This window comes from uncultured Streptococcus sp. (assembly GCF_963516575.1).
Classification (GTDB): domain Bacteria; phylum Bacillota; class Bacilli; order Lactobacillales; family Streptococcaceae; genus Streptococcus.
The window spans coordinates 69,384-93,949 of sequence record NZ_CAUQCP010000001.1; the positions used below are offsets into that span (position 1 = coordinate 69,384).

Genomic DNA, 24,566 nt, shown 5'->3' on the forward strand with positions numbered 1-24,566 from the left:
GTTTCCTCAAGCAAAGATTAAATCACACAGCTTTCACATTGGTTGGCACCGACTTCTCCACCATCATCTGTAAAGGTACGGACGTAGTAGATAGACTTGATGCCCTTGTTAAAGGCATAGTTGCGAAGGATAGACAAGTCACGTGTCGTTTGTTTGTTTTCTTTCTTCCATTCGTAAAGACCTTTTGGAATATCACTACGCATGAAGAGGGTGAGTGAAAGTCCTTGGTCCACGTGCTCAGTTGCAGCAGCATAGACATCAATCACTTTACGCATATCCATGTCGTAAGCAGAAGTGTAGTAAGGAATGGTTTCTGTTGACAAGCCAGCAGCAGGGTAGTAGATTTTACCGATTTTCTTCTCTTGGCGTTCTTCGATACGTTGCGTAATCGGGTGGATAGAAGCAGAAACGTCGTTGATGTAGCTGATAGAACCATTTGGCGCTACAGCAAGGCGGTTTTGGTGGTAAAGACCATCTGCTTGAACCTTGTCGCGAAGTTCAGCCCAGTCAGCAGCACTTGGGATAAAGACATCTTTGAAGAGTTCTTTAACACGGTCTGATTTTGGAACAAATTCGCCAGTCACATACTTGTCGAAGTAGCTTCCGTTAGCATAGTCTGATTTTTCAAAGTTATGGAAGGTGATACCACGTTCACGCGCAATATTGTTTGACTCAACTAAAGTCCAGTAGTTCATAAGCATAAAGTAGATGCTTGTAAATTCAACAGACTCAGGTGACCCATATTCAATCAGTTGTTGTGCAAGGTAGCTGTGAAGTCCCATTGCACCAAGTCCAAAGGTGTGAGCTTGGCTATTTCCATGGTCGATAGTAGGAACAGCTACGATGTGTGAACTATCTGTAACGAAAGTAAGGGCACGAACCATAGCACGGATAGAACGACCAAAGTCAGGTGAAGTCATCATGTTGACTACGTTGGTTGAACCAAGGTTACATGAAACGTCCGTTCCCATTTGAAGGAATTCTTGAGCATCGTTGATCAAGCTTGGTTCTTGAACTTGAAGAATCTCAGAACACAAGTTGCTCATGATAATCTTACCATCAACAGGATTTGCACGGTTAGCCGTATCAATGTTGACGACATAAGGGTAGCCAGACTCTTGTTGCAATTTAGAGATTTCAGTTTCCAAATCACGCGCCTTGATTTTTGTTTTGCGGATATTTGGATTTGCGACTAGCTCATCGTATTTTTCAGTGATGTCGATGTAGTTAAATGGCACACCGTATTCAAGCTCTACTGAGTAAGGGCTGAAGAGGTACATTTCTTCATTTTTACGAGCTAGTTCGTAGAATTTATCGGGTACTACAACACCAAGTGAAAGGGTTTTGACACGAACTTTTTCATCGGCATTTTCTTTCTTAGTGGAAAGGAAGGCGATGATATCTGGGTGAAAGACGTTGAGGTAGACAACACCAGCACCTTGACGTTGCCCCAATTGGTTGGAGTAAGAGAAGCTGTCTTCAAAAAGCTTCATAACTGGTACGACACCAGAAGCTGCTCCTTCATAGCCTTTAATCGGTGCACCAGCTTCACGAAGGTTGCTGAGGGTAATGCCCACACCACCACCGATACGTGAAAGTTGAAGGGCAGAGTTGATAGAACGTCCGATAGAGTTCATGTCATCAGTTACTTGAATCAAGAAACAAGATACCAACTCCCCACGACGAGCACGTCCAGCATTCAAGAAGGAAGGAGTAGCAGGTTGGTAGCGTTGGTGGATGATTTCATTGGCAATATCGATTGCAACAGCTTCATTGCCATCAGCGAAATAAAGGGCGTTAAAGAAGACGCGGTCTTCCATACTTTCAAGATAATATTCACCGTCGTTTGTCTTCAAGGCATATTGATTGTAAAACTTATAGGCAGCCATGAAAGACTTGAATTGGAAGTTTTGTTCTTTGATAAATTGAGCCAATTCTTCCAAAAATTCTGGACGGTATTTCTTGATAAAGGCTGTTTCGATGTAGTTGTGTTCAATGAGGTAGTCGATTTTATCTTTGATTGAATCAAAAACCATAGTATTTGGAACTACATTTTCTTTAAAGAAGGCATCCAAGGCTTCCTTATCTTTATGAAGCATGATTTGTCCATTGACAGGACGGTTGATTTCGTTATTGAGACGGAAATAAGTCACGTCCTCAAGATGTTTTAATCCCATAAAATTTCCCTTATCTAATTACAAAAGAAAGGCTTCTAAGTTAGCCCTAGAAGCAGTTTCTTCTGGATGATGTACTAAGATTATGCTAATTGTTTCAATTTTCCTGGTTGGAAACCTGAAAAGACTTCAGTTGGTGTTTGGATAACAGGAGCTGCGCTGAAACCGAGCTCTTTAACTTGATCGATGTACTCAGGTTGCTCATCAAGATTGATTTCACGATAAGTGACATTATTACTGTCCAAGAAACGCTTGGTCATTTTACATTGGACACAGTTGTTTTTAGAATAAACGGTTACCATTGTGTAACTCCTCTTTAAAATTTAATTCTATCCTAGTATATCAGAAAATAAATTTTTGTCAATGATTTAAAACTAAATATAGTGGTCTATTTTTCTACATAACCTAACAAAACACAATATGTAGTGTTTGCTTTGTGAAATAGTGATAATTATCCTATGATTTGTTTTTTGAAAAACTATATCCTGTGTTTTGCCATCTAGGATAGAAGATTTTCAGCAAGTTATCTGAAAGGAAATCGAATAAATCCCATAAAATGCTTGAAAAAAATCCTAGAAGATGATATAATACAAAATTGTAAGGGTTATCACATATAACTCAAAAAAGAAAGAACAAAAGGAGAGTCAAACTATGGCTTCTAAAGATTTCCACGTAGTGGCAGAAACAGGTATTCACGCACGTCCAGCAACATTGTTGGTACAAACTGCTAGCAAATTTGCTTCAGATATCACTCTTGAGTACAAAGGTAAATCAGTTAACCTTAAATCAATCATGGGTGTTATGAGTCTTGGTGTTGGCCAAGGTGCTGACGTAACTATCTCAGCTGAAGGTGCAGATGCAGATGACGCTATCGCTGCAATCTCAGAAACAATGGAAAAAGAAGGATTGGCATAAGGAAAATGACAGAAATGCTTAAAGGAATCGCAGCATCTGACGGTGTTGCAGTTGCAAAAGCATATCTACTCGTTCAACCGGATTTGTCATTCGAGACTGTTTCAGTCGAAGATACAAACGCAGAAGAGGCTCGTTTGGATGTTGCTCTTGAAGCTTCTCAAAACGAGCTTTCTCTTATCCGCGAGAAAGCTGTAGGTACGCTTGGTGAAGAAGCGGCTCAAGTTTTTGACGCTCATTTGATGGTTCTTGCTGACCCAGAATTGATTGGTCAGATTAAAGAAACAATCCGTGCTAAGAAAGTCAATGCTGAAGCAGGTCTTAAAGAAGTGACTGACATGTTCATCACTATCTTTGAAGGTATGGAAGATAACCCATATATGCAAGAACGTGCAGCGGATATCCGCGACGTGACAAAACGTGTATTGGCAAACCTTCTTGGTAAAAAATTGCCAAACCCAGCTTCTATCAACGAAGAAGTAATCGTGATTGCGCATGACTTGACACCATCTGATACAGCTCAATTGGACAAAAACTTTGTAAAAGCTTTTGTAACAAACATCGGTGGACGTACAAGCCACTCAGCTATCATGGCACGTACACTTGAAATTGCAGCTGTATTGGGAACAAATAACATCACTGAAGTAGTGAAAGACGGTGATATTCTTGCCGTTAACGGAATTACTGGTGAAGTGATTATCACCCCAACAGATGAACAAGCGGCAGAATTTAAAGCAGCTGGTGAAGCTTATGCTAAACAAAAAGCTGAATGGGCACTGTTGAAAGATGCTCAAACAGTGACTGCTGACGGTAAACACTTCGAGTTGGCTGCTAATATCGGTACTCCAAAAGACGTTGAAGGTGTTAACAACAATGGTGCTGAAGCTGTTGGACTTTACCGTACAGAATTCTTATACATGGATTCTCAAGATTTCCCAACTGAAGATGAGCAGTATGAAGCATACAAGGCAGTTCTTGAGGGAATGAATGGTAAACCAGTCGTTGTTCGTACAATGGATATCGGCGGAGATAAGGAACTTCCTTACTTTGATATGCCACACGAAATGAACCCATTCCTTGGATTCCGTGCCCTTCGTATCTCTATTGCCGAAACTGGAGATGCAATGTTCCGCACACAGATCCGCGCTCTTCTTCGTGCTTCTGTTCATGGTCAATTGCGTATCATGTTCCCAATGGTTGCCCTATTGAAAGAATTCCGTGCAGCTAAAGCAGTCTTTGATGAAGAAAAAGCAAACCTTCTTGCTGAAGGTGTTGCAGTTGCGGATGATATCCAAGTTGGTATCATGATTGAAATCCCTGCAGCAGCGATGCTTGCAGACCAATTTGCTAAAGAAGTTGACTTCTTCTCAATTGGTACAAACGACTTAATCCAATACACAATGGCAGCAGATCGTATGAACGAACAAGTTTCATACCTTTACCAACCATATAATCCATCAATCCTTCGCTTGATCAACAACGTTATCAAGGCAGCTCACGCTGAAGGTAAATGGGCTGGTATGTGTGGTGAGATGGCTGGCGACCAAAAAGCTGTTCCACTTCTTGTCGGAATGGGCTTGGATGAGTTCTCTATGTCAGCAACATCAGTACTTCGTACACGTAGCTTGATGAAGAAATTAGACACTGCTAAGATGGAAGAGTACGCTAACCGTGCCCTTACAGAATGTTCAACAATGGAAGAAGTTCTTGAACTTCAAAAAGAATACGTTAACTTCGATTAATGTCCTTAACCTTGTAACCTAGTTGCAAGGTTTTTTAATACATTCGGGAATAGTATAGTCTAGTAAAGTCCACTTTTCAATGAGTCAGAGGCATGGTATAATAGGGGGAACAAATAGAATAAGAGAGAAACCATGTCTAAAGAAATTGATATCGAGTATTACCACCAGCTAGCCTTGCAAAAGCAGAAGGAGCATCGAAAAGTTTTAGCAAATTTAAAGAAAAAGCCACCAAAAAATCTAGATAAGATAGCCCAGCAGATTCACCAAGAAGTCTTTGCAGAGATTGATTGTACGGCCTGTGCCAACTGTTGTAAGACATTGGGACCGGACTTTAAAGAAGCGGATATTACACGTATCGCCAAGTATTTTAAGATGAAATTACCAGCTTTTGAAGCGGAGTTTCTGCAGGTAGATGAAGATGGGGATAAGGTTTTTAAATCCATGCCTTGCCCATTTTTAGGAGGAGATAATCTCTGTTCCATCTATGACGTTCGTCCAAAGGCCTGTCGTGAATTCCCTCATACAGACCGCAAAAAGATCCATCAAATCAACCATCTAACGATTAAGAATACCTTAACCTGTCCAGCGGCCTATCTTTTTGTGGAGAAATTAAAGGATAAGTTATAGAAATTTAAAGGAGAAAAAATTCTCATAATAACTAGCAATATGAAGGGAGAAACTCTGTGCCTAGACCAAAAACAAAAGAGGAGCTAGTGCTGGCCTCTAAGGAAAACTATGAAAAGCTCAATCGTTTCATATCCCAACTAAGTGAAGATGAGCTACAGACTCCATTTGATTTTTCAAGAGACCAAAAGAAAAAGGAAGTGCACTGGAAAAGAGATAAAAATCTACGGGATGTCCTGATTCATCTTTATGAATGGCAGCAGTTACTTTTGACCTGGGTCCATTCTAATCAAAAGGGTCATGAGAGACCTTTTCTCCCTGAGCCTTATAATTGGAAAACTTATGGACAAATGAATGTCGCTTTTTGGAATAAGCACCAGAAAACTTCTTTAGAAGAAGCGACTAGACTCTTAAAACAATCACATAGAGAGGTTTTAGAATTAATAGAAGGCTTCAGCACTGACGAACTCTTTACCAAAGGTATCTATAAGTGGACGGGAGGGACAAGTCTAGGTTCCTACTTTGTCAGTAGCATGTCAAGCCACTATGATTGGGCTCTGAAAAAACTCAAAGCTCACCGGAAGAATTGTAAGGGATAGATGGATTTCTTGAAATAGAAAGAATGAATTCTTTTAAACATGAGATAAGATTAAAAGGGCTATCAAGTGATGTAGCCCTTTTGAGTTATACAAGCAAATTACCACGCAAAAGCTGTCGTTGGAGCATTGAGCGCATCTAACCACTGTTTATTTTTTACGGAGCAAAGAGTTACGGATATACCTGCCATGTCCAGACTGGTCATAAATGTTCCTGATTTTATAAAGGTAATAGCGACTCCTTCAATTTCTAAGAGTTGAAGGAGATCATTGATAAATATGCCCATTTCTAGGTTGGTACTAGTACCTAGATTATTTACAAGCAATATAAATTGCTCACCCTTTTTCCAATGATAGTGCAATCTTAACTTACTTATAATTTCATTTGCAAGGATTTCCGATGATTGGAATGGGACGATACGATAGCCTTCTTCGCCATGTATCCCAATGCCATAAGAAATATTTCCTTCTTCCAAGTTAAATAGTGGACGGGTGGCTTGGGGGAGACTAGCAGCTTTTGTTGCAAAGCCAATCGTTGCGATTTCGGGAGCAAGTTCATGACCTAAATCAGTTAGTAGCTCTATTTCGGCACCATTTTGAGCTGCATATCCTAGAACTTTATGAAGTAAGATTGTCCCTGCAAGCCCTCTCCCTCTAATTTGAAATTTATTGTGGGGTTCGATTGAAATATCATCGTGTGATAAACTATAGCCTACTTTAATTCCTTCTTGTCTAGCAGTGTTAATGGCCGAGCTAAACTCTTTGATGTCTGCTTCGAAATTTTTTACAATGATGAAGACACCTTGTCCATTATTTAAAAAACGAATGGACTCTAAGATTTCAGTTCTTGTAGGAGGAGTAAATAATTGGCCATAGATAGCAGCAGTAAGCATTCCTTCTCCCACATATCCAATATGCGCAGGTTCGTGACCGGAACCTCCACCCGACAAGATTGGAACCTGATGAGGATTGCGATTTTTTTGATAGACTAATGGTAAGGTAGGGTGTTTTTCTAATTCGGGATGATTGCTGACAGTTGCTGAAATGTAACTTGAAATAATTTTCTGTTTATGATTTGAAATAAATGTCATTGTGGTCTCTTTCCAATAATTGTCATGATTAGAAAGTCTGGTTGTGGAACTGGACTTTTTTTATTGACGTAAGCCTTCACGATTTCTGCTAGAGCATGTGAATGATAGTCTAACAAAAAACAAGTATAAGCAGATGAATCGATATCAATCTGACCGTATTCTCTTAAAATTTTTGATACAAGCAAGCGACAGTAGCTGATAAAGTGGTCATAGAAGTTATTTTGCCCTTGAATATCAAAAAGTTGAATATAAAAGTCACGCTCTTGTTCGAAATAAAAAAATAATTCTTGTAATAGTTTTTGACCTGAAATGAAGTCCAAGTTATTGGTAATATACTCGGTTAAGTCAGTTTCAAATATCCAGTCTAGCAGTTCATATTTGTCAAGAAAATGATTATAAAAGGTCTGTCTACGAATGCCAGCTGATTCCATGATATCTACAATGGAGATTTTATCAAATTCTCTAGTAGCTAATAGGTCTCTAAATGCCTTGGCAATTCGTTTTTTTGTAATAAGTGATGATGCCATAGGAAGCCTTTCTTTTACTTACTTCATTTTACCAAAAAAATGTTTTAAACGGGTTTAAAAGGGGACAAATAATAGAATCTGTCCCTTATCAGCCAGCAGTAAAAAATATATAATGAAAGCGAAAACAAAGGTACATGCCGAAAGGAGTTTCTCATGAAAAAAATTATAAATGAACCGACACAAGTTGTTGATGAAATGCTACAGGGCTTGTCATTCATGCATGATGACTTGGTGGAACGCTTAGATGGTTTTGATGTCATCGTTAGAAAGGCAGAAAAGACAGGAAAAGTTGGACTCATTTCAGGTGGAGGTTCAGGACATGAACCAAGTCATGCTGGATTTGTAGGAGATGGAATGTTGTCAGCTGCCATTTGTGGAGCAGTCTTCACTTCACCTACTCCGGACCAAATTTTAGAAGCCATTAAAGCGGCTGATGAAGGTGCTGGGGTATTCATGGTCATCAAGAACTATTCTGGGGACATCATGAACTTTGAAATTGCACAAGAACTTGCTGAGATGGAAGGTATTGATGTAGCAAGCGTTGTGGTTGATGATGATATCGCTATTGAAAATAGTCTCTATACCCAAGGGCGTCGTGGTGTTGCAGGTACTATATTAGTCCATAAAATTTTGGGTGATGCGGCTCGTTCTGGTAAATCATTATCTGAAATGAAGGACTTAGCTGATAAACTTGTCTTAGAAATTAAAACAATTGGTCTGGCCTTGTCTGGAGCAACCGTTCCTGAGGTGGGGAAACCTGGATTTGTTCTAGAAGATGATGAATTTGAATATGGTGTTGGTATTCACGGTGAACCCGGATATAAAAAAGAGAAAATGCAACCTTCAGCACTATTGGCTTCAGAATTGGTTGAAAAATTATCTGGAGGTTTCCAACTTAAAGCTGGTGAACGCTATGGGCTTCTCATCAATGGTTTAGGAAGCACCCCTCTGATGGAGCAATACGTATTTGCAAATGATGTGGCTAAATTACTCCATGAAAAAGGTGTTGAGTTGGCATTTAAGAAAATTGGAAACTATATGACATCAATTGATATGGCTGGATTATCATTAACATTGATTCGATTGGCAGATGATGAGTGGTTGGATGCTCTAAATGCACCTGTTACTACCCCAGCTTGGTAAAACTCAAGGAGGAAATGTCGCATGAATGTTGAACAAGCTCTTGAATGGATGAAGCTTTTTAATGAAAAGATTCAAGAACAGAAAGATTACCTTAGTGAGCTAGACACCCCTATAGGAGATGGAGACCATGGTGGAAATATGGCGCGTGGCATGGCTGCAGTTATGGAAAACTTAGATGGAAAGCAATTTGAGACCAGCAGTGATGTCTTTAAAGTTGTTTCAATGCAATTACTGAGCAAGGTAGGCGGTGCTTCTGGTCCCTTGTATGGCTCTGCTTTTATGGGCATGTCCAAGGCTGATTCTCATTCTAAATTAGAAGAAATCTTACAAAGTGGTCTGGATATGATTGTCAAACGTGGGAAAGCAGAAGTTGGAGAAAAGACAATGGTTGATGTTTGGACTCCTGTTATTGCTGCCTTGTCTGATGGTCAATTGACTCAAGAGGTTATTGATAAGGTAGTGAATGCTACCAAAGATTTACTTGCAACTAAAGGAAGGGCATCTTATGTAGGAGAACGTTCTCTTGGACATATTGATCCTGGATCATTCTCATCAGGATTACTCTTTACTGCTCTTTTAGAAACTGGGGTGGTTTAATGGGAAGTATTGGTCTTGTTATCGTTTCACATTCCAAACACATTGCAAAAGGTGTCGTTGAACTGATTAGTGAAGTAGCTAAAGATGTTCCGATTACTTATGTAGGAGGAACCGAAGATGGAGGAATTGGAACAAGTTTTGATCAAGTAGATAGGGTTGTTTCTGAAAATCCAGCAGATACTTTATTAGCTTTTTTTGACCTAGGTTCTGCTAAAATGAACTTAGAAATGGTGGCTGATTTCAGTGATAAAAGTATCATGATCAACAGTGTTCCAATTGTAGAAGGCGCCTATACTGCAGCTGCTCTTCTTCAGGCTGGTGCAGAACTGTCAGTTATTCAAACACAGTTGGCGGAGCTTGAAATCAATAAATAAGGAATTTTACTATAACTCTTTTTATAGGTGGGCTATTGATTATCTCAACTATAAAATGTTAAGTAAATAATTTCAAAATCAGAAAGGGATTGCTTTATGCAGTTCCTTTTTGTTTAAAAGGAGTAGAATCATAGAGTTTCTAAATTGTGAATCATTCACAACTGATTGTGATGGGACTATTCTAGCTTTAGAATCCTTCAAAAATTAACATTTAAGGCAATCAATTACTTAGAATAGTGCGAAAACATTTAGTTTATAGGAATTCTAGGTCTAGAATTACATGGATATTTATGAAGTTAGGGTGTTCGATAGTTAGGATAGTTCTATTCTGAAAGATTTGGGCTGTCAATCTTCTAGAATAGTGTTTTGCCAATGAATTTTGTTGAAAGATTCCTTGTTTTATGGTAGTCTAAAGTAAAAGAAAGCCCTACCATTATATTTGTATCTTTAATCTGACTTGGTTTAGGTCTAGAAGAGGGATAGATTTTTGGCTACTGCAAATAACAATTATATTTTCACTTGCAAAAATGTATTTGAACTCTACCTAATGTAGAAGAAGGAACTATCATGAAACGTTTCTGACTTGTTGGAAAGAGAATGTGAACTAAAAATAGATTTAGGAGTAGGTAGATGAGTAATCTAGAGTCAATTCGTAAAGCGCATATCATCGTGTGGGGTGCCTATCTATTTTTATCATTAAGGGCGCCGCTAATTAGCAGCACAGAGTATTTCTTGCTTATTTTTTTAGCGTTTCTCTATTCAATAGTATCGTTACCTATATATTCTGTGAAGAATCAAATAGTATCCATTTGTTTGGCTATAAACTCGATCCTGTTAATGAGTTTTCCAATTTTAATCAATAAATTTTTCCCAGGAAACGTTTCTACTTATATCGTATTAATCAGTATTTTTATCCTGGAGTTCTTAATCTTTAATATAATTGGTAAAGATTTTGATACTAGATTAGCTAGCGAGTATAGGAAAATCAGTCAGTTTAAAAGTAAGATGTCTCAATCTCTTTGGATAAAATATTTAGAGATTTCTAGTTTTATATTAACTATATTTCCATTTATTCTTCATGGTACAGTTGATAATCGTGTATTGACTCTTATCTTTTTGATAAAAATTTGTGTAGATACTACGATAAAGGTTCTATTAAACAGAATTTTTAAGACAAGTAAGGTAATGAAAAGGAGGATATTTTCTCTTTTTGTACTAGATTTGATTGTCTATATATTTTTAGTCTATGTTTTAGCAATGCAAAAAGATGGATACCTATTTTCAATTCTACTAATTTTTTCTAATTTCTCACTTCCCTTTATCAGAGAAAAAGAGTATGAATTATTTAAAAATAAGAAGTGAGATAGATATGGTTAAATCTTAGTTCTCTTTAAAATCAAATCAGGTAGAGAAAGGATATCTTATCTAGGTAACAAAGTGCTTTAAACGCAGTCGACGATTACTTATTAGAGAACTATCCTAACATGCAATGTTAAAGAGAAGAAATCTTATGAAACTCGTATCACCAAATAATTATGTTGCTATTGAGTAAGAAGGGATGAGGTGTCTTGATGGAGGATTATCTCTACATAAAGACGGGGGAATGTTACAGTAAACGTAGCCACTGCTTATTTTATGAGGATAGAAGATGATTCGACTAAGTGATAAAGTTAGATTAATATTTGCTCTTTTAGGGGTAAGTTCCATATTGGTTAGTATGTATCTTATACCTTTTATTAAAACAGAGAATAAATTTTGGGAAATACTTTTATTTATATTAGGTGTATTGCTAATTGGAATTGCGTTACTGAATCCCCCCAAAAATTAAATTTTGGAAATAGCGTTAGTGAGTAGGTAATCATTTCTTGATTGGATTTTTTAATGCTATTGATGAATGGAATGGAAAAAGTGACAATAAATTAAGAACAGGATGATAGTATTATGATGGTTATTTTCATTTTGATGGTTGTGGTGTTTCTGTATTATGTAATTACAGAGTATTTTCAGAATAGTTATATTGACTGTATACTATTTCTAACATTGCTGATTTCTCATTTGATATGGGATTACTATTTTTTACCCATTGAAGTCTTAGTAGCATTAAGTGGAGTCAATTTGTTGTCAAGATTTTTCAAAAAAAAGAGAAGTCAATAGAGTTGTTAGTGAATTATAAAGATGAAAGGTAAAATTGGGATATTTAAAATGAAACATTTTTTTGCAGGAATTGGTGAGATAAGATTTAGTAGTTATCTATTGTCTCTATGTGTAGGACTAGCCCCTCTTTTTCATATCTATGTAATAGGCTCTGAAATGAATTTTGTGAAAATAGTATTATCTATTTTGGGAGTCATATTTGTAGGTATTTTAACTATTGCTCGAATTTATAGAAGATTTTTCTATAATAAAAATAAACTTGACTAGAATAGTATGGATTAGTTAATCAATTGGAACGATTATTCTTTGTGATACTTTACCACTTTTAAGTTTTTACATTGAACAGCTGGCTAAAGTGAAAGTTGTTTATTTTAGAAAGGAAAACCTCAAATTGTCCTACAAATTTCTACTCTTCGACCTCGACCACACTCTTCTTGATTTTGATGCTGCTGAGGATGTGGCTCTAACGCAACTCCTAAAAGAAGAAGGAGTTGCAGATATTCAGGCATACAAAGACTTTTACGTTCCCATGAACAAGGCTCTCTGGAAGGACTTGGAGCAAAAGAAAATCAGTAAACAAGAGCTGGTTAACACGCGCTTTTCTCGTCTATTTGCTCACTTTGGACAGGAAAAAGACGGTAGTTTTCTAGCCCAGCGTTACCAATTTTACCTTGCCCAGCAGGGACAAACGATTTCAAGCGCTCATGAACTTTTGGACAGTCTCATCGATCGTGATTATGACTTGTATGCTGCGACAAATGGCATTACTGCCATTCAGACGGGGCGTTTGGCTCAATCTGGTCTAGCTCCCTATTTCAACCAAGTCTTTATCTCTGAACAGTTGCAAACACAAAAGCCTGATGCTCTCTTTTATGAAAAAATCGGTCAACAGATTGCTGGATTTAGTAAAGAAAAGACGCTGATGATTGGAGATTCTCTAACTGCAGACATCCAAGGTGGCAATAATGCGGGGATTGACACTATCTGGTACAATCCTCATCACCTCGAAAATCCCACACAAGTCCAGCCAACCTACGAAGTCCATTCTTACAAAGACTTGCTGGATTGTTTAGATAAACTGTAAAAAGTGGTTTAGATAGCCACTTTTTGCTATAATAGAGGCAGTAAAAACGAAGGAGTCGGCTATGGAACACTCGTCTTGGCATGCTTTGATTAAGGAGCAATTACCTGAAGGTTATTTTGCGAAAATCAATCAGTTTATGGAGCAGGTCTATTCTCAGGGAACTGTTTATCCACCTAAGGAAAAGGTTTTTCAGGCTCTCTTGACAACACCGCTTGAAGAAGTTAAGGTGGTGATTCTGGGGCAAGATCCCTATCACGGGCCAGGTCAAGCGCAGGGCTTGAGTTTTTCTGTACCTGATTCTATCCCAGCTCCGCCATCCTTGCAAAATATCTTGAAAGAATTGTCAGATGATATCGGGGTCAAGAAATCTCATGATTTGACAGCTTGGGCTGAGCAAGGAGCCTTACTTCTTAATGCTTGTTTGACGGTTCCTGCTGGACGGGCCAATGGTCATGCTGGTCAGATATGGGAACCTTTTACGGATGCTGTGATTCAGGTGGTCAATCATTTAGATAGACCGGTCGTTTTTGTACTCTGGGGATCCTATGCACGTAAGAAGAAGGCCTTGATTACCAATCCTCATCACTTGATTATCGAATCAGCCCATCCCAGTCCTTTGTCAGTTTATAGAGGATTTTGGGGTTCCAAGCCTTTTTCCAAGGCCAATACATTCTTAAAAGAGACAGGACAAGAGCCAATCGATTGGCTTAGATAAGGAGAAAATATGCCTCAGTTAGCGACAATTTGCTACATTGATAACGGGAAAGAACTGCTCATGCTCCACCGTAATAAGAAACCAAATGATGTCCACGAAGGCAAATGGATTGGTGTGGGTGGTAAGCTAGAGCGAGGAGAGACCCCTCAGGAATGCGCGGCGCGTGAAATCCTTGAAGAAACAGGGCTTAAAGCCCAGCCAGTTCTAAAAGGTGTTATCACTTTTCCTGAATTTACGCCAGATTTAGACTGGTACACCTATGTTTTTAAGGTGACGGAGTTCGAGGGTAACTTGGTTGACTGCAATGAGGGAACGCTAGAATGGGTTCCCTATGATGAGGTTTTGAGTAAGCCGACTTGGGAAGGTGACCATACCTTTGTTGGGTGGCTTTTAGAAGATAAACCCTTCTTTTCAGCCAAGTTTGTTTATGATGGGGATAAATTGTTGGATACCCAAGTTGATTTCTATGAATAAAGGAGAAAGCAGATGCTACTAATCAAAAATGGTCGTGTAATGGATCCCAAGTCTGGTTTGGATCAAGTGTGTGATGTCTTAGTTCAAGATGGGAAAATTGTCAAAATTGCACCTGAGATTAAAGAAGAAGGAGCAGAACTGATTGATGCTACAGGTCTAGTCGTTGCTCCTGGCTTGGTCGATATTCATGTTCATTTCCGTGAACCTGGTCAGACCCACAAAGAAGATATCCATACGGGTGCGCTAGCAGCCGCTGCAGGTGGTTTTACAACTGTCGTCATGATGGCTAACACTAGTCCAACCATCTCTGATGTAGAGACTTTGCAAGAAGTTCTCCAGTCAGCTGCCAAAGAGAAGATTAATGTTAAGACGGTTGCGACCATTACTAAGAACTTTAATGGCCAAGACTTGACTGACTTTAAGGCACTTTTAGAAGCTGGTGCGGTTGGTTTCTCAGACGACGGTATCCCACTTGAAAGTAGTAAAGTTGTCAAGGAAGCCATGGAGGAAGCCAAAAAGCTTAATACCTTTATTAGTCTCCATGAGGAAGATCCAGGATTGAACGGGATTCTTGGATTTAATGAAAACATTGCTAAAGAACATTTCCATATTTGCGGTGCGACTGGGGTAGCTGAGTACGCTATGATGGCGCGTGATGTCATGATTGCCTATGCAACTAAGGCTCATGTCCATATTCAGCATTTGTCTAAAGAAGAAAGTGTTAAAGTAGTGGAGTTTGCTCAAGGGTTAGGTGCGCAAGTCACAGCAGAAGTAGCGCCACAGCATTTCTCCAAGACAGAAGCACTCCTCTTGACTCAAGGTAGCAATGCTAAGATGAATCCACCGCTTCGCTTGGAATCAGACCGTCTTGCCGTGATTGAAGGTCTCAAGTCAGGTGTCATCACAGTCATTGCGACAGACCACGCGCCTCACCATGCGGATGAAAAAAATGTTGAGGATATTACCAAAGCGCCATCTGGTATGACTGGTTTGGAAACATCTCTTTCTCTCGGATTGACTTATTTGGTGGAACCAGGGGAGTTGAGCTTGATGGAATTACTCGAAAAGATGACATACAACCCAGCCAAGATTTACAACTTTGAAGCAGGTTATTTGGCTGAGAATGGTCCAGCGGACATCACTATTTTTGATGCTAAGGCTGACCGCCTTGTGGACTCCCATTTTGCTTCGAAAGCAGCTAATTCACCATTTATCGGTGAAACCTTAAAAGGGCAGGTTAAATATACCATCTGTAAGGGACAAATCGTCTATCAAAACTAGGTGGAAGTCTGCTCTGTAAACAAAAAGAATAGAGAGCCTATATGTACCAGACCCATCATTTTGAAGACAAGTTTATCTTATTTTTAAAGATATTTTTCCCTATCCTGATTTATCAATTTGCCAATTATTCTGCATCCTTTGTTGATACGACTATGACAGGTCAATATAATACCATGGACTTGGCTGGTGTGTCTATGGCAACCAGTATCTGGAATCCTTTCTTTACCTTTCTAACAGGGATTGTATCGGCCTTGGTGCCCATCATTGGTCACCATCTTGGTCGAGGCAAAAAGGAAGAAGTTACATCTGATTTTTACCAGTTCATCTATTTGGCCCTGGGTCTATCTGTGGTCTTGTTGGGGATGGTACTTTTCTTGGCACCACCTGTCTTGAATCATATTGGGTTAGAAGCTCCTGTGGCGGCAGTAGCGGTTCGCTATCTTTGGTTTTTATCTATCGGAATTATCCCCCTGTTGCTTTTTAGTGTCATTCGTTCCTTGCTGGATTCGCTGGGCTTGACCAAACTGTCCATGTACCTCATGCTTTTGTTACTCCCTCTCAATAGTGGATTTAACTATCTCTTGATTTACGGTGCCTTTGGAGTTCCAGAGCTGGGTGGTGCTGGTTCAGGTTTAGGAACATCCTTGGCCTATTGGGTCTTGCTTGGGATTTCTGTTCTAGTTCTATTTAAACAGGAGAAGCTTAAAGCCCTACATCTTGAGAAACGAATTCCTCTTAATATGGATAAAATTAAGGAAGGGGTTCGCTTAGGTCTTCCTATTGGGGGGACTGTCTTTGCGGAAGTGGCTATCTTTTCCGTGGTTGGCTTGATTATGGCTAAGTTCTCGTCCTTGATTATCGCTAGTCACCAGTCAGCCATGAACTTTTCAAGTCTCATGTACGCCTTTCCTATGAGTATCTCATCGGCTATGACCATTGTCGTTTCCTATGAAGTGGGAGCCAAGCGATTTGATGATGCGAAAACCTATATCGGTCTAGGAAGAGGGACAGCTCTCATTTTTGCGGGCTTCACCTTATTCTTCCTTTACATTTTTCGAGGAAATGTGGCTAGTCTTTATGGTAACGACCCAGAATTTATCGATTTGACAGCGCGTTTTTTGACTTATAGTCTTTTCTTCCAGTTAGCAGATACCTTTGCGGCACCTCTTCAGGGAATTTTGCGGGGGTATAAGGATACAGTTATTCCTTTTTACCTTGGTTTGGTTGGTTATTGGGGTGTAGCAATCCCAGTGGCTATGATCTTCGATTCCCTGACAGATTTTGGAGCTTATTCTTACTGGATCGGTTTGATTATTAGTCTAATTGTGAGTGGGGCGCTCTACCGTTGGCGTTTAACTGTGATTATGAAGAGATTTGAATCTTTAGTAAAATCTAAAAGATAAAAAAGTTTGTGAAAAAATACTCTTGATAAGGAAATCCCTTTTTCTCATTGGGTTTTCTTTTTTATCTTGTGAAATTTACTTGAGAAAAACTTTGACAGTATTTTCCAAAAACGGTAAAATAGTAAGGTAAGAAGAAAGTTAGAAAGGCAAGAAGATGTCAACTTTAGATAAAAATCTTTTGCTAGAAATGTTCCGTAAGATGGAAGAAATCCGTCGTATGGACTTAAAAATTGCACAATTAGTAAAGAAAGGGAAAGTGCCAGGAATGACGCACTTTTCTGTCGGTGAAGAGGCAGCTAACGTGGGGGCTATGTTGGCTCTCAATCCAGATGATCTGATCACATCAAACCACCGTGGTCATGGACAAGCTATTGCCAAAGGAATTGATCTCAACGGAATGATGGCTGAAATTCTTGGAAAATACACTGGAACTTGTAAAGGGAAAGGTGGTTCTATGCATATCGCCGACCTTGATGCTGGTAACCTCGGTGCCAATGGTATCGTAGGTGGTGGTATGGGAATCGCTGTTGGTGCAGCCCTCAGTCAGCAAATGCAAAATACCGGAAAAATCGTCGTCTGCTTCTTTGGAGATGGTGCGACCAACGAAGGTATTTTCCACGAAGCAGTGAACATGGCTTCTATCTGGAACCTGCCAGTCATTTTCTACTGCATTAACAACGGTTATGGAATCTCTGCGGATATCAAGAAAATGACCAATGTAGAGCATATCCATCAACGTAGTGCTGCTTATGGAATTCCTGGAATGTTCATCGAAGACGGTAACAATGTCATCGACGTCTATGAAGGATTTAAGAAAGCTGTAGATCATGTTCGTGGTGGCAATGGGCCTGTATTGATTGAAAGTGTTACTTATCGCTGGCTTGGTCACTCATCATCTGACCCTGGTAAATATCGTACGCGTGAAGAAGTGGAATTGTGGAAACAAAAAGATCCAATCGAAAACCTTCGCAAGTACCTCATTGAAAACACTATTGCAAGTGCCGAAGAATTGGAAGAAATCCAAGCGCAAGTCAAGGAAGCAGTAGAAGCTTCTGTTAAATTTGCAGAGGAAAGTCCATTCCCACCGCTTGAATCAGCATTTGAAGATATTTACGCAGACTAAGGAGAAAGAGATAAAATGGAAACAAAAACAATGTCCTTCCGTGACACCATTATCCTTGCTATGTCTGAGGAAATGCGTCGCGATGAAAATGTGTTCTTGATGGGAGAAGATGTCGGTGTCTTCGGAGGAGACTTCGGTACTTCTGTTGGAATGCTTGAAGAATTTGGTCCAGAACGCGTTCGTGACTGTCCGATTTCTGAGGCTGCCATTTCAGGAGCAGCAGCAGGAGCAGCCATGACAGGACTTCGTCCAATCGTCGATATGACCTTCATGGACTTCTCAGTTATTGCCATGGACAATATCGTCAATCAAGCTGCTAAAACACGTTATATGTTTGGTGGTAAGGGTCAGGTCCCAATGACAGTCCGTTGTGCAGCTGGTAACGGAGTTGGTTCTGCAGCCCAGCACTCGCAATCACTAGAGTCTTGGTTTACTCATATCCCTGGACTTAAGGTTGTGGCTCCAGGTACACCTGCTGACATGAAAGGACTGCTCAAGTCTTCTATCCGTGATAACAACCCAGTTATTATTCTTGAGTACAAGTCAGAATTTAACCAAAAAGGGGAAGTACCAGTTGATCCAGACTACACGATTCCACTTGGAGTCGGCGAAATCAAACGTGAAGGTACGGATGTAACAGTTGTTACTTATGGAAAAATGCTTCGCCGTGTGGTTCAAGCTGCTGAAGAATTAGCAGAAGAAGGAATTTCTGTTGAAATTGTGGACCCACGTACCCTTGTTCCGCTTGATAAGGACATCATCATTAACTCAGTTAAGAAGACTGGTAAGGTTGTTCTGGTTAACGATGCCCACAAGACAAGTGGCTATATCGGTGAAATTTCAGCTATTATTTCAGAATCAGAAGCATTTGACTATCTAGATGCACCAATCCGCCGTTGTGCAGGAGAAGATGTGCCAATGCCTTATGCACAAAACCTAGAAAATGCAATGATTCCAACAGTTGAAAGCATCAAAGATGCCATCCGTAAAACATATAATAAAGAATAGAATTACATAATATAAGTTATGTAAAATAAATGTTATCTTTCACAAGAAAAGTTGGTTTGATAATAACCGACGAAAGATTTAGTAAGTCTACTAGGTTGGTTGCTCGATAGTGACAACTGTAACATCTTGAGATATATTTCGTATCAAGTTATTTCTAAAGTTGCGACATGAGAGAGTCGAATCGATAATATTCGACGAATGAATTAGTAAGTCTACTAGGTTAACCGCGTAATGGCGGCAACCGTAGCAACTTGAGATACGTGTTGTATCCAAGTTGCTTGTAGAGTCGAACACGGGCTAAAATTTCGGAAAAAATATAAATCTCCTTGACTTCATCGAAGCCATCGTCGATTTCCTATTTTTCAGTCGCTTTTAACGCCCTTTGTATCATTTAATTGAATTCGGACGGAGGTCTGCGAAAAAAAGATAGATTTCCTTGTGTTCATTGAACACATCGTCAATCTCCTATTTTTTCATTGCCCTCTTCGTCCTTAGTATCTTATAATAGAATTGGAGAGGTCATGGCTGATGACAAGCTAAGAGCGACTCCTGCAGCTAGAAAGTTAGCGGATGATTTAGGGATCAACCTCTACGACGTTTCTGGCTCAGGTGCAAACGGTCGTGTCCACAAAGAAGACGTGGAAACTTATAAAGACATAAACGTGGTTCGCATTTCGCCACTTGCAAAACGAATTGCCCTCGAACATAACATTGCTTGGCAGGAAATCCAAGGAACCGGTCATCGTGGTAAAATCATGAAGAAGGATGTTTTGGCTCTGCTTCCTGAAAATATTGAAAACAATACCATCAAGTCTCCTGCTCAGATTGAAAAAGTGGAAGAAGTTCCTGATAACGTAACACCATACGGTGAAATTGAACGTATTCCAATGACACCAATGCGTAAGGTTATTGCCCAACGCATGGTTGAATCTTACTTGACTGCGCCAACCTTTACTCTCAACTATGAAGTTGATATGACTGAAATGTTGGCTCTTCGTAAGAAGGTTCTTGAGCCAATCATGGAAGCAACTGGGAAGAAGACTACTGTAACAGACCTTCTTTCACTTGCAGTTGTTAAGACTCTTATGAAACACCCATACATCAACGCTTCATTGACAGAAGATGGCAAGACCATTATCACTCACAACTATGTCAATCTTGCCATGGCAGTTGGGATGGATAATGGATTGATGACACCTGTTGTTTACAATGCTGAGAAGATGAGTCTTTCAGAACTGGTTGTAGCCTTTAAGGATGTTATTGGCCGTACCTTGGATGGTAAATTAGCTCCAAGTGAGTTGCAAAATTCAACCTTCACTATCAGTAACTTGGGGATGTTTGGCGTTCAGTCCTTTGGCCCGATCATCAACCAACCAAACTCAGCTATCCTTGGTGTGAGTTCGACAATTGAGAAACCAGTTGTCGTCAATGGTGAAATTGTGATTCGCCCTATCATGAGCCTAGGATTAACCATCGACCACCGTGTCGTAGATGGTATGGCAGGAGCCAAGTTTATGAAAGATTTGAAAGAATTGATTGAAAATCCAATCTCAATGTTGATTTAAGAACAAGAGTATTCATTTTTAAGATATAGATAAAGGAAGGAAGACATGGCCTTAGAAGTAATTATGCCAAAAGCCGGCGTGGATATGACAGAAGGACAAATCGTCCAATGGAATAAAAAAGTCGGAGAATTTGTAAAAGAAGGAGAAATCCTTTTGGAAATCATGACTGATAAAGTCAGCATGGAATTGGAAGCCGAAGAAGACGGTTACTTGATTGCTATCCTAAAAGGAGATGGCGAAACAGTCCCTGTAACGGAAGTCATAGGTTACCTTGGTGAAGAAGGGGAAAACATCCCAACAGCTGGCTCAGCAACTCCAGAAGCTAGCCCAGCACCTGCAGTTAGTGCCTCAAACGACGATGCTAAGAGCGATGATGCTTTTGATATCGTTGTGATTGGTGGAGGTCCTGCCGGATATGTGGCAGCCATTAAAGCTGCCCAACTCGGCGGTAAGGTTGCCCTTGTTGAGAAATCTGAACTCGGAGGAACCTGCTTGAACCGTGGCTGTATTCCAACCAAGACCTACCTTCACAACGCTGAAATTATCGAAAACATCGGTCATGCTGCAAACCGTGGTATTGTCATCGAAAATCCAAACTTCACTGTAGATATGGACAAACTCCTTGAAACTAAGTCTAAGGTTGTCAATACTTTGGTTGGCGGAGTTGCAGGTCTTCTTCGTAGCTACGGAGTTACTGTACATAAAGGTATTGGTACCATTACTAAAGACAAGAATGTCTTGGTAAATGGTTCTGAATTGCTTGAAACTAAGAAAATCATCCTTGCTGGTGGTTCAAAAGTCAGCAAGATCAACGTCCCTGGTATGGAATCTCCACTTGTCATGACTAGTGATGACATTCTTGAAATGAATGAAGTACCAGAAAGTCTTGTTATCATCGGTGGTGGTGTTGTCGGTATCGAACTTGGTCAAGCTTTCATGACATTTGGCTCAAAAGTGACTGTTATCGAAATGATGAACCGTATCGTGCCAGCTATGGATGCAGAAGTGTCTAAGAATCTTCGTTTGATCCTTGAACGTAAAGGAATGACTATCTTGACTGGTACTAAACTGCAAGAAATCATTGAGGAAAATGGTCAACTTCGTATCAAGGTTGAAGGAAAAGACGATATCATCGCAAATAAAGCTCTTCTTTCAATCGGTCGTGTGCCGGATCTTGAAGGTATTGGAGAGGTTGAGTTTGAATTGGATCGTGGTCGCATCAAGGTCAACGAATACATGGAGACTTCTGTTCCAGGTATCTACGCACCAGGTGATATTAATGGTACTAAGATGTTAGCGCACGCAGCCTTCCGTATGGGTGAAGTTGCCGCTGAAAACGCTCTTAAAGGAAATCATGCTGTTGCCAAATTGAATTTGACTCCTGCAGCCATCTACACTCTCCCTGAAGTAGCAGCAGTAGGTTTGACAGAAGAACAAGCCCGTGAGAAATACGATGTAGCCATTGGTAAATTCAACTTTGCTGCTAACGGTCGTGCCATTGCTTCTGATGCAGCTCAAGGTTTTGTTAAAGTTATTGCTGATAAGAAATACGGAGAAATCCTTGGTGTTCATATCATCGGTCCTGCAGCTGCAGAATTGATCAACGAAGCGTCGAGCATTATCGAAATGGAAATTACTGTTGAAGAAATGCTGAAGACTATCCACGGACACCCAACCTACTCTGAAGTGATGTACGAAGCATTTGCGGATGTTCTAGGAATGGCCATCCATTCACCTAAGAAAAAATAAAAGAAAGATAGATTAGACTGGAAGGCTATTTCCAGTTTCTATCGTATAAAGGGATATCATGAAATACATTATCAATCATTCAAACGACACTGCCTTTAATATCGCCTTGGAAGAATATGCCTTTAAACACCTTTTGGATGAGGATCAAATCTTCCTACTTTGGATTAACAAGCCATCTATCATTGTTGGTCGTCACCAGAATACTATCGAAGAAATCAACCGTGATTATGTTCGAGAAAATGGTATTGAGGTGGTCCGCCGTATCAGCGGTGGTGGAGCTGTTTACCACGATTTAAACAACCTCAACTATACGATCATTTCAAAAGAAGATGAAAATAAGGCCTTTGACTTCAAGAGCTTCTCAACTCCAGTTATCAATACCTTGGCACAACTCGGTGTTAAAGCTGAGTTCACAGGCCGTAACGACCTTGAGATTGACGGCAAGAAATTCTGTGGCAATGCCCAAGCCTATATCAATGGCCGTATCATGCACCACGGCTGCTTGCTCTTTGACGTCGATTTGTCGGTCTTAGCCAACGCCCTCAAGGTTTCAAAGGATAAATTTGAATCAAAAGGTGTCAAATCCGTCCGTGCTCGTGTAACCAATATTGTCAATGAATTGCCAGAAAAAATCACAGTTGAAGAATTCCGTGATTTACTCTTGGAATACATGAAAAAAGAGTACCCAGAGATGACTGAATACGTTTTTTCTGAGAAAGAATTGGCTGAAATTAATCGCATCAAGGATACTAAGTTTGGTACTTGGGACTGGAACTATGGGAAATCACCTGAATTTAACGTCCGTCGTGGAACAAAATTCACTAGTGGTAAGGTGGAAGTCTTTGCTAACGTTACTGAATCAAAAATCCAAGACATCAAGATTTATGGTGACTTCTTTGGTATTGAAGACGTTGCTGCAGTAGAAGATGTCCTTCGTGGAGTGAAATACGAACGCGAAGATGTCCTCAAAGCTCTAGAAACTATTGATATTGCACGCTATTTCGCTGGTATTAGCCGTGAAGAAATCGCTGAAGCGGTAGTTGGATAAATCAAAAAGAAGTTGGTTGTAGGACCAGCTTCTTTTTTAAAATCATATATTACATAATTTATTTTATGTATTTTATAAACTATCTAGAGCATTCTTTTGTTCATCATTGACGATATGGGTATAGAGGTCAGTGACTTGTGTACTGGCATGTCCTAGCTGGTGACTGACCAAAACTTGCGATTTAGTCGCATCATAGAGCCTGGTTGCTAGGGTATGGCGCAGTTTGTGGGGAGTTACACGGACTTTGAAGTCCTCAGAGTACTTAGCAACCATCTTTTCCACGCTGGAAGCATCGATACGATTGGGAACACCTCTATAGAATGTCAAAAAGAGGGCCGTATCCGTCTTTTCCGTTTTATAGCGTTGATTTCGAATAGCTAGATAATTTTCTAGATAAGGTTTTGCAAAGGCCGCGACATTGACCGAGTCGCGTTTTCCACCTTTTCGAGTAACGTCAATAACCATCATTTTGAGGTTGAGATCCCTTAAATCCAGATTAACAGCTTCAGATAAACGGACACCAGAAGCCAAGAGAAGGGCAATAATGGCCAAATCACGTTCTTTATTTTTGTTGAATGACGAAAGAGCTCGATTTGAAAGCTGTTGTGGGTACTCTTGGTCGATATAAGTTAGAAAGCCTTCTGTTTCATCACCTAGAAAGAGTTTTTGCTTGATGTTTTCAGCTCTGGAAGAAAGTGTTTCTTTCTTTTTCTTGGTTGAAACTTTCTTCATTACATTACGATAGAAATAAGGTTCCCCCTGATCGTTTTCAACCTCCTCGGTCAGATACTTGTAAAGACTAGAAAGTGCTGACAAGGTCCGATTGATAGTTATCTGTGAAACTCCTTGTTTGGTTGTATTAGCATTCAGCAAAGGACGTTCACGTAGATATAGGATAAAGGATTCCATATCTTTTTTGCTTAGATTTTCCAACAAGGATAAAGGAATATCAGACATTTTATCGGCGTTTGAAATGCCAGACTCCAAAACCCAGCTGAAAAATCGATCGTATTCCTTGAGGTATTCGTACAAGGTTGTAAAACTGTAGGGCACAGCAAGCTTAGATTGATAGTATTCCAGAACATACCAGGGCATGATTTGTTTTAGTTTGTCGATTCGTTCTAGTAAAATCTCACGTTTCATGTATTTTCTCCATAAATAAACTCTACTAGTAGTATAGCA

At 39.7% G+C, this 24,566-nt stretch carries 25 protein-coding genes; 20 read left to right on the plus strand and 5 right to left on the minus strand.

All coding sequences use genetic code 11. From position 1 onward, the window contains the following. Nucleotides 1–17: 17 nt before the first annotated feature. Nucleotides 18–2,177, minus strand: a complete 2,160-nt coding sequence (nrdE, locus tag RWM06_RS00325; protein WP_313969686.1) for a class 1b ribonucleoside-diphosphate reductase subunit alpha — start codon at nt 2,175–2,177, stop codon at nt 18–20. Nucleotides 2,178–2,257: 80 nt separating this feature from the next. Beyond that, on the minus strand, nt 2,258–2,476 hold the full coding sequence (gene nrdH / locus RWM06_RS00330) for a glutaredoxin-like protein NrdH (RefSeq protein WP_049500732.1): 219 nt from the start codon (nt 2,474–2,476) through the stop codon (nt 2,258–2,260). Between the two features lie 349 nt (nt 2,477–2,825). On the opposite strand from nrdH, the gene RWM06_RS00335 reads away from it, so the two are divergent. From RWM06_RS00335 to RWM06_RS00350, 4 genes are all read left to right on the plus strand, one after another. Next, nucleotides 2,826–3,089: a phosphocarrier protein HPr gene (locus RWM06_RS00335; RefSeq protein ID WP_000146947.1), complete on the plus strand. Its 264-nt coding sequence runs from the start codon at nt 2,826–2,828 to the stop codon at nt 3,087–3,089. A 5-nt stretch (nt 3,090–3,094) separates the two neighbouring features. Further along, nucleotides 3,095–4,828 (plus strand): phosphoenolpyruvate--protein phosphotransferase, encoded by a 1,734-nt coding sequence (gene ptsP / locus RWM06_RS00340; RefSeq protein WP_313969687.1) that lies wholly within the window; start codon nt 3,095–3,097, stop codon nt 4,826–4,828. Between the two features lie 132 nt (nt 4,829–4,960). Then, nucleotides 4,961–5,455, plus strand: a complete 495-nt coding sequence (locus tag RWM06_RS00345) for a YkgJ family cysteine cluster protein (protein ID WP_000031476.1) — start codon at nt 4,961–4,963, stop codon at nt 5,453–5,455. 56 nt (nt 5,456–5,511) lie between these two features. Beyond that, on the plus strand, nt 5,512–6,051 hold the full coding sequence (locus tag RWM06_RS00350; protein ID WP_313969688.1) for a ClbS/DfsB family four-helix bundle protein: 540 nt from the start codon (nt 5,512–5,514) through the stop codon (nt 6,049–6,051). 98 nt (nt 6,052–6,149) lie between these two features. Here the strand turns inward: RWM06_RS00350 and dhaQ are convergent, their stop codons facing one another. Beyond that, nucleotides 6,150–7,139: a DhaKLM operon coactivator DhaQ gene (dhaQ, locus tag RWM06_RS00355; RefSeq protein ID WP_313969689.1), complete on the minus strand. Its 990-nt coding sequence runs from the start codon at nt 7,137–7,139 to the stop codon at nt 6,150–6,152. Further along, on the minus strand, nt 7,136–7,666 hold the full coding sequence (gene dhaS, locus RWM06_RS00360) for a dihydroxyacetone kinase transcriptional activator DhaS (RefSeq protein ID WP_000168609.1): 531 nt from the start codon (nt 7,664–7,666) through the stop codon (nt 7,136–7,138). The genes dhaQ and dhaS overlap by 4 nt, the downstream gene beginning before the upstream one ends. A gap of 153 nt (nt 7,667–7,819) precedes the next feature. On the opposite strand from dhaS, the gene dhaK reads away from it, so the two are divergent. The 16 genes from dhaK (at nt 7,820) to RWM06_RS00440 (ending at nt 23,384) form a co-directional block, all read left to right on the plus strand. Next, nucleotides 7,820–8,809 (plus strand): dihydroxyacetone kinase subunit DhaK, encoded by a 990-nt coding sequence (gene dhaK, locus RWM06_RS00365; protein ID WP_313969690.1) that lies wholly within the window; start codon nt 7,820–7,822, stop codon nt 8,807–8,809. 21 nt (nt 8,810–8,830) lie between these two features. Then, nucleotides 8,831–9,406 (plus strand): dihydroxyacetone kinase subunit DhaL, encoded by a 576-nt coding sequence (gene dhaL / locus RWM06_RS00370; RefSeq protein WP_313969691.1) that lies wholly within the window; start codon nt 8,831–8,833, stop codon nt 9,404–9,406. Next, a complete protein-coding gene (dhaM, locus tag RWM06_RS00375) occupies nt 9,406–9,780 on the plus strand; it encodes a dihydroxyacetone kinase phosphoryl donor subunit DhaM (protein ID WP_313969692.1) in 375 nt (124 codons plus the stop codon). The genes dhaL and dhaM overlap by 1 nt, the downstream gene beginning before the upstream one ends. 630 nt (nt 9,781–10,410) lie before the next feature. After that, a complete protein-coding gene (locus tag RWM06_RS00380; protein WP_313969693.1) occupies nt 10,411–11,142 on the plus strand; it encodes a hypothetical protein in 732 nt (243 codons plus the stop codon). A 579-nt stretch (nt 11,143–11,721) separates the two neighbouring features. Further along, nucleotides 11,722–11,934 (plus strand): hypothetical protein, encoded by a 213-nt coding sequence (locus RWM06_RS00385; protein WP_313969694.1) that lies wholly within the window; start codon nt 11,722–11,724, stop codon nt 11,932–11,934. A gap of 48 nt (nt 11,935–11,982) precedes the next feature. After that, entirely contained in the window at nt 11,983–12,201 is a 219-nt protein-coding gene (locus RWM06_RS00390) for a hypothetical protein (protein ID WP_313969712.1), read from the plus strand. A gap of 124 nt (nt 12,202–12,325) precedes the next feature. Beyond that, the gene (locus tag RWM06_RS00395) at nt 12,326–13,018 is read left to right on the plus strand and encodes a YjjG family noncanonical pyrimidine nucleotidase (RefSeq protein WP_313969695.1); all 693 of its coding nucleotides are present in this window, start codon (nt 12,326–12,328) and stop codon (nt 13,016–13,018) included. 61 nt (nt 13,019–13,079) lie between these two features. Further along, nucleotides 13,080–13,733, plus strand: coding sequence for a uracil-DNA glycosylase (locus tag RWM06_RS00400; RefSeq protein ID WP_313969696.1), 654 nt, complete (start codon nt 13,080–13,082; stop codon nt 13,731–13,733). 9 nt (nt 13,734–13,742) lie between these two features. Then, complete coding sequence (locus tag RWM06_RS00405; protein WP_313969697.1) at nt 13,743–14,207, plus strand: 8-oxo-dGTP diphosphatase; 465 nt, start codon at nt 13,743–13,745, stop codon at nt 14,205–14,207. 12 nt (nt 14,208–14,219) lie between these two features. Continuing rightward, a complete protein-coding gene (locus RWM06_RS00410; protein ID WP_313969698.1) occupies nt 14,220–15,488 on the plus strand; it encodes a dihydroorotase in 1,269 nt (422 codons plus the stop codon). 41 nt (nt 15,489–15,529) lie between these two features. Next, nucleotides 15,530–16,891: a sodium-coupled multidrug efflux MATE transporter PdrM gene (pdrM, locus tag RWM06_RS00415; protein ID WP_313969699.1), complete on the plus strand. Its 1,362-nt coding sequence runs from the start codon at nt 15,530–15,532 to the stop codon at nt 16,889–16,891. Between the two features lie 154 nt (nt 16,892–17,045). Beyond that, entirely contained in the window at nt 17,046–18,014 is a 969-nt protein-coding gene (locus RWM06_RS00420; RefSeq protein WP_313969700.1) for a thiamine pyrophosphate-dependent dehydrogenase E1 component subunit alpha, read from the plus strand. Between the two features lie 15 nt (nt 18,015–18,029). Beyond that, the gene (locus RWM06_RS00425) at nt 18,030–19,022 is read left to right on the plus strand and encodes an alpha-ketoacid dehydrogenase subunit beta (RefSeq protein WP_000448714.1); all 993 of its coding nucleotides are present in this window, start codon (nt 18,030–18,032) and stop codon (nt 19,020–19,022) included. A 521-nt stretch (nt 19,023–19,543) separates the two neighbouring features. Then, nucleotides 19,544–20,587, plus strand: coding sequence for a dihydrolipoamide acetyltransferase (locus tag RWM06_RS00430; protein ID WP_313969701.1), 1,044 nt, complete (start codon nt 19,544–19,546; stop codon nt 20,585–20,587). A 45-nt stretch (nt 20,588–20,632) separates the two neighbouring features. Further along, nucleotides 20,633–22,336: a dihydrolipoyl dehydrogenase gene (gene lpdA, locus RWM06_RS00435; RefSeq protein WP_313969702.1), complete on the plus strand. Its 1,704-nt coding sequence runs from the start codon at nt 20,633–20,635 to the stop codon at nt 22,334–22,336. A gap of 58 nt (nt 22,337–22,394) precedes the next feature. Continuing rightward, nucleotides 22,395–23,384 carry a lipoate--protein ligase gene (locus RWM06_RS00440; RefSeq protein ID WP_313969703.1) on the plus strand — a complete coding sequence of 330 codons (990 nt, stop codon included), beginning with the start codon at nt 22,395–22,397 and terminating at the stop codon, nt 23,382–23,384. Between the two features lie 72 nt (nt 23,385–23,456). Here the strand turns inward: RWM06_RS00440 and xerS are convergent, their stop codons facing one another. Further along, nucleotides 23,457–24,527, minus strand: coding sequence for a tyrosine recombinase XerS (gene xerS / locus RWM06_RS00445; RefSeq protein ID WP_313969704.1), 1,071 nt, complete (start codon nt 24,525–24,527; stop codon nt 23,457–23,459). Between the last annotated feature and the right edge of the window lie 39 nt (nt 24,528–24,566).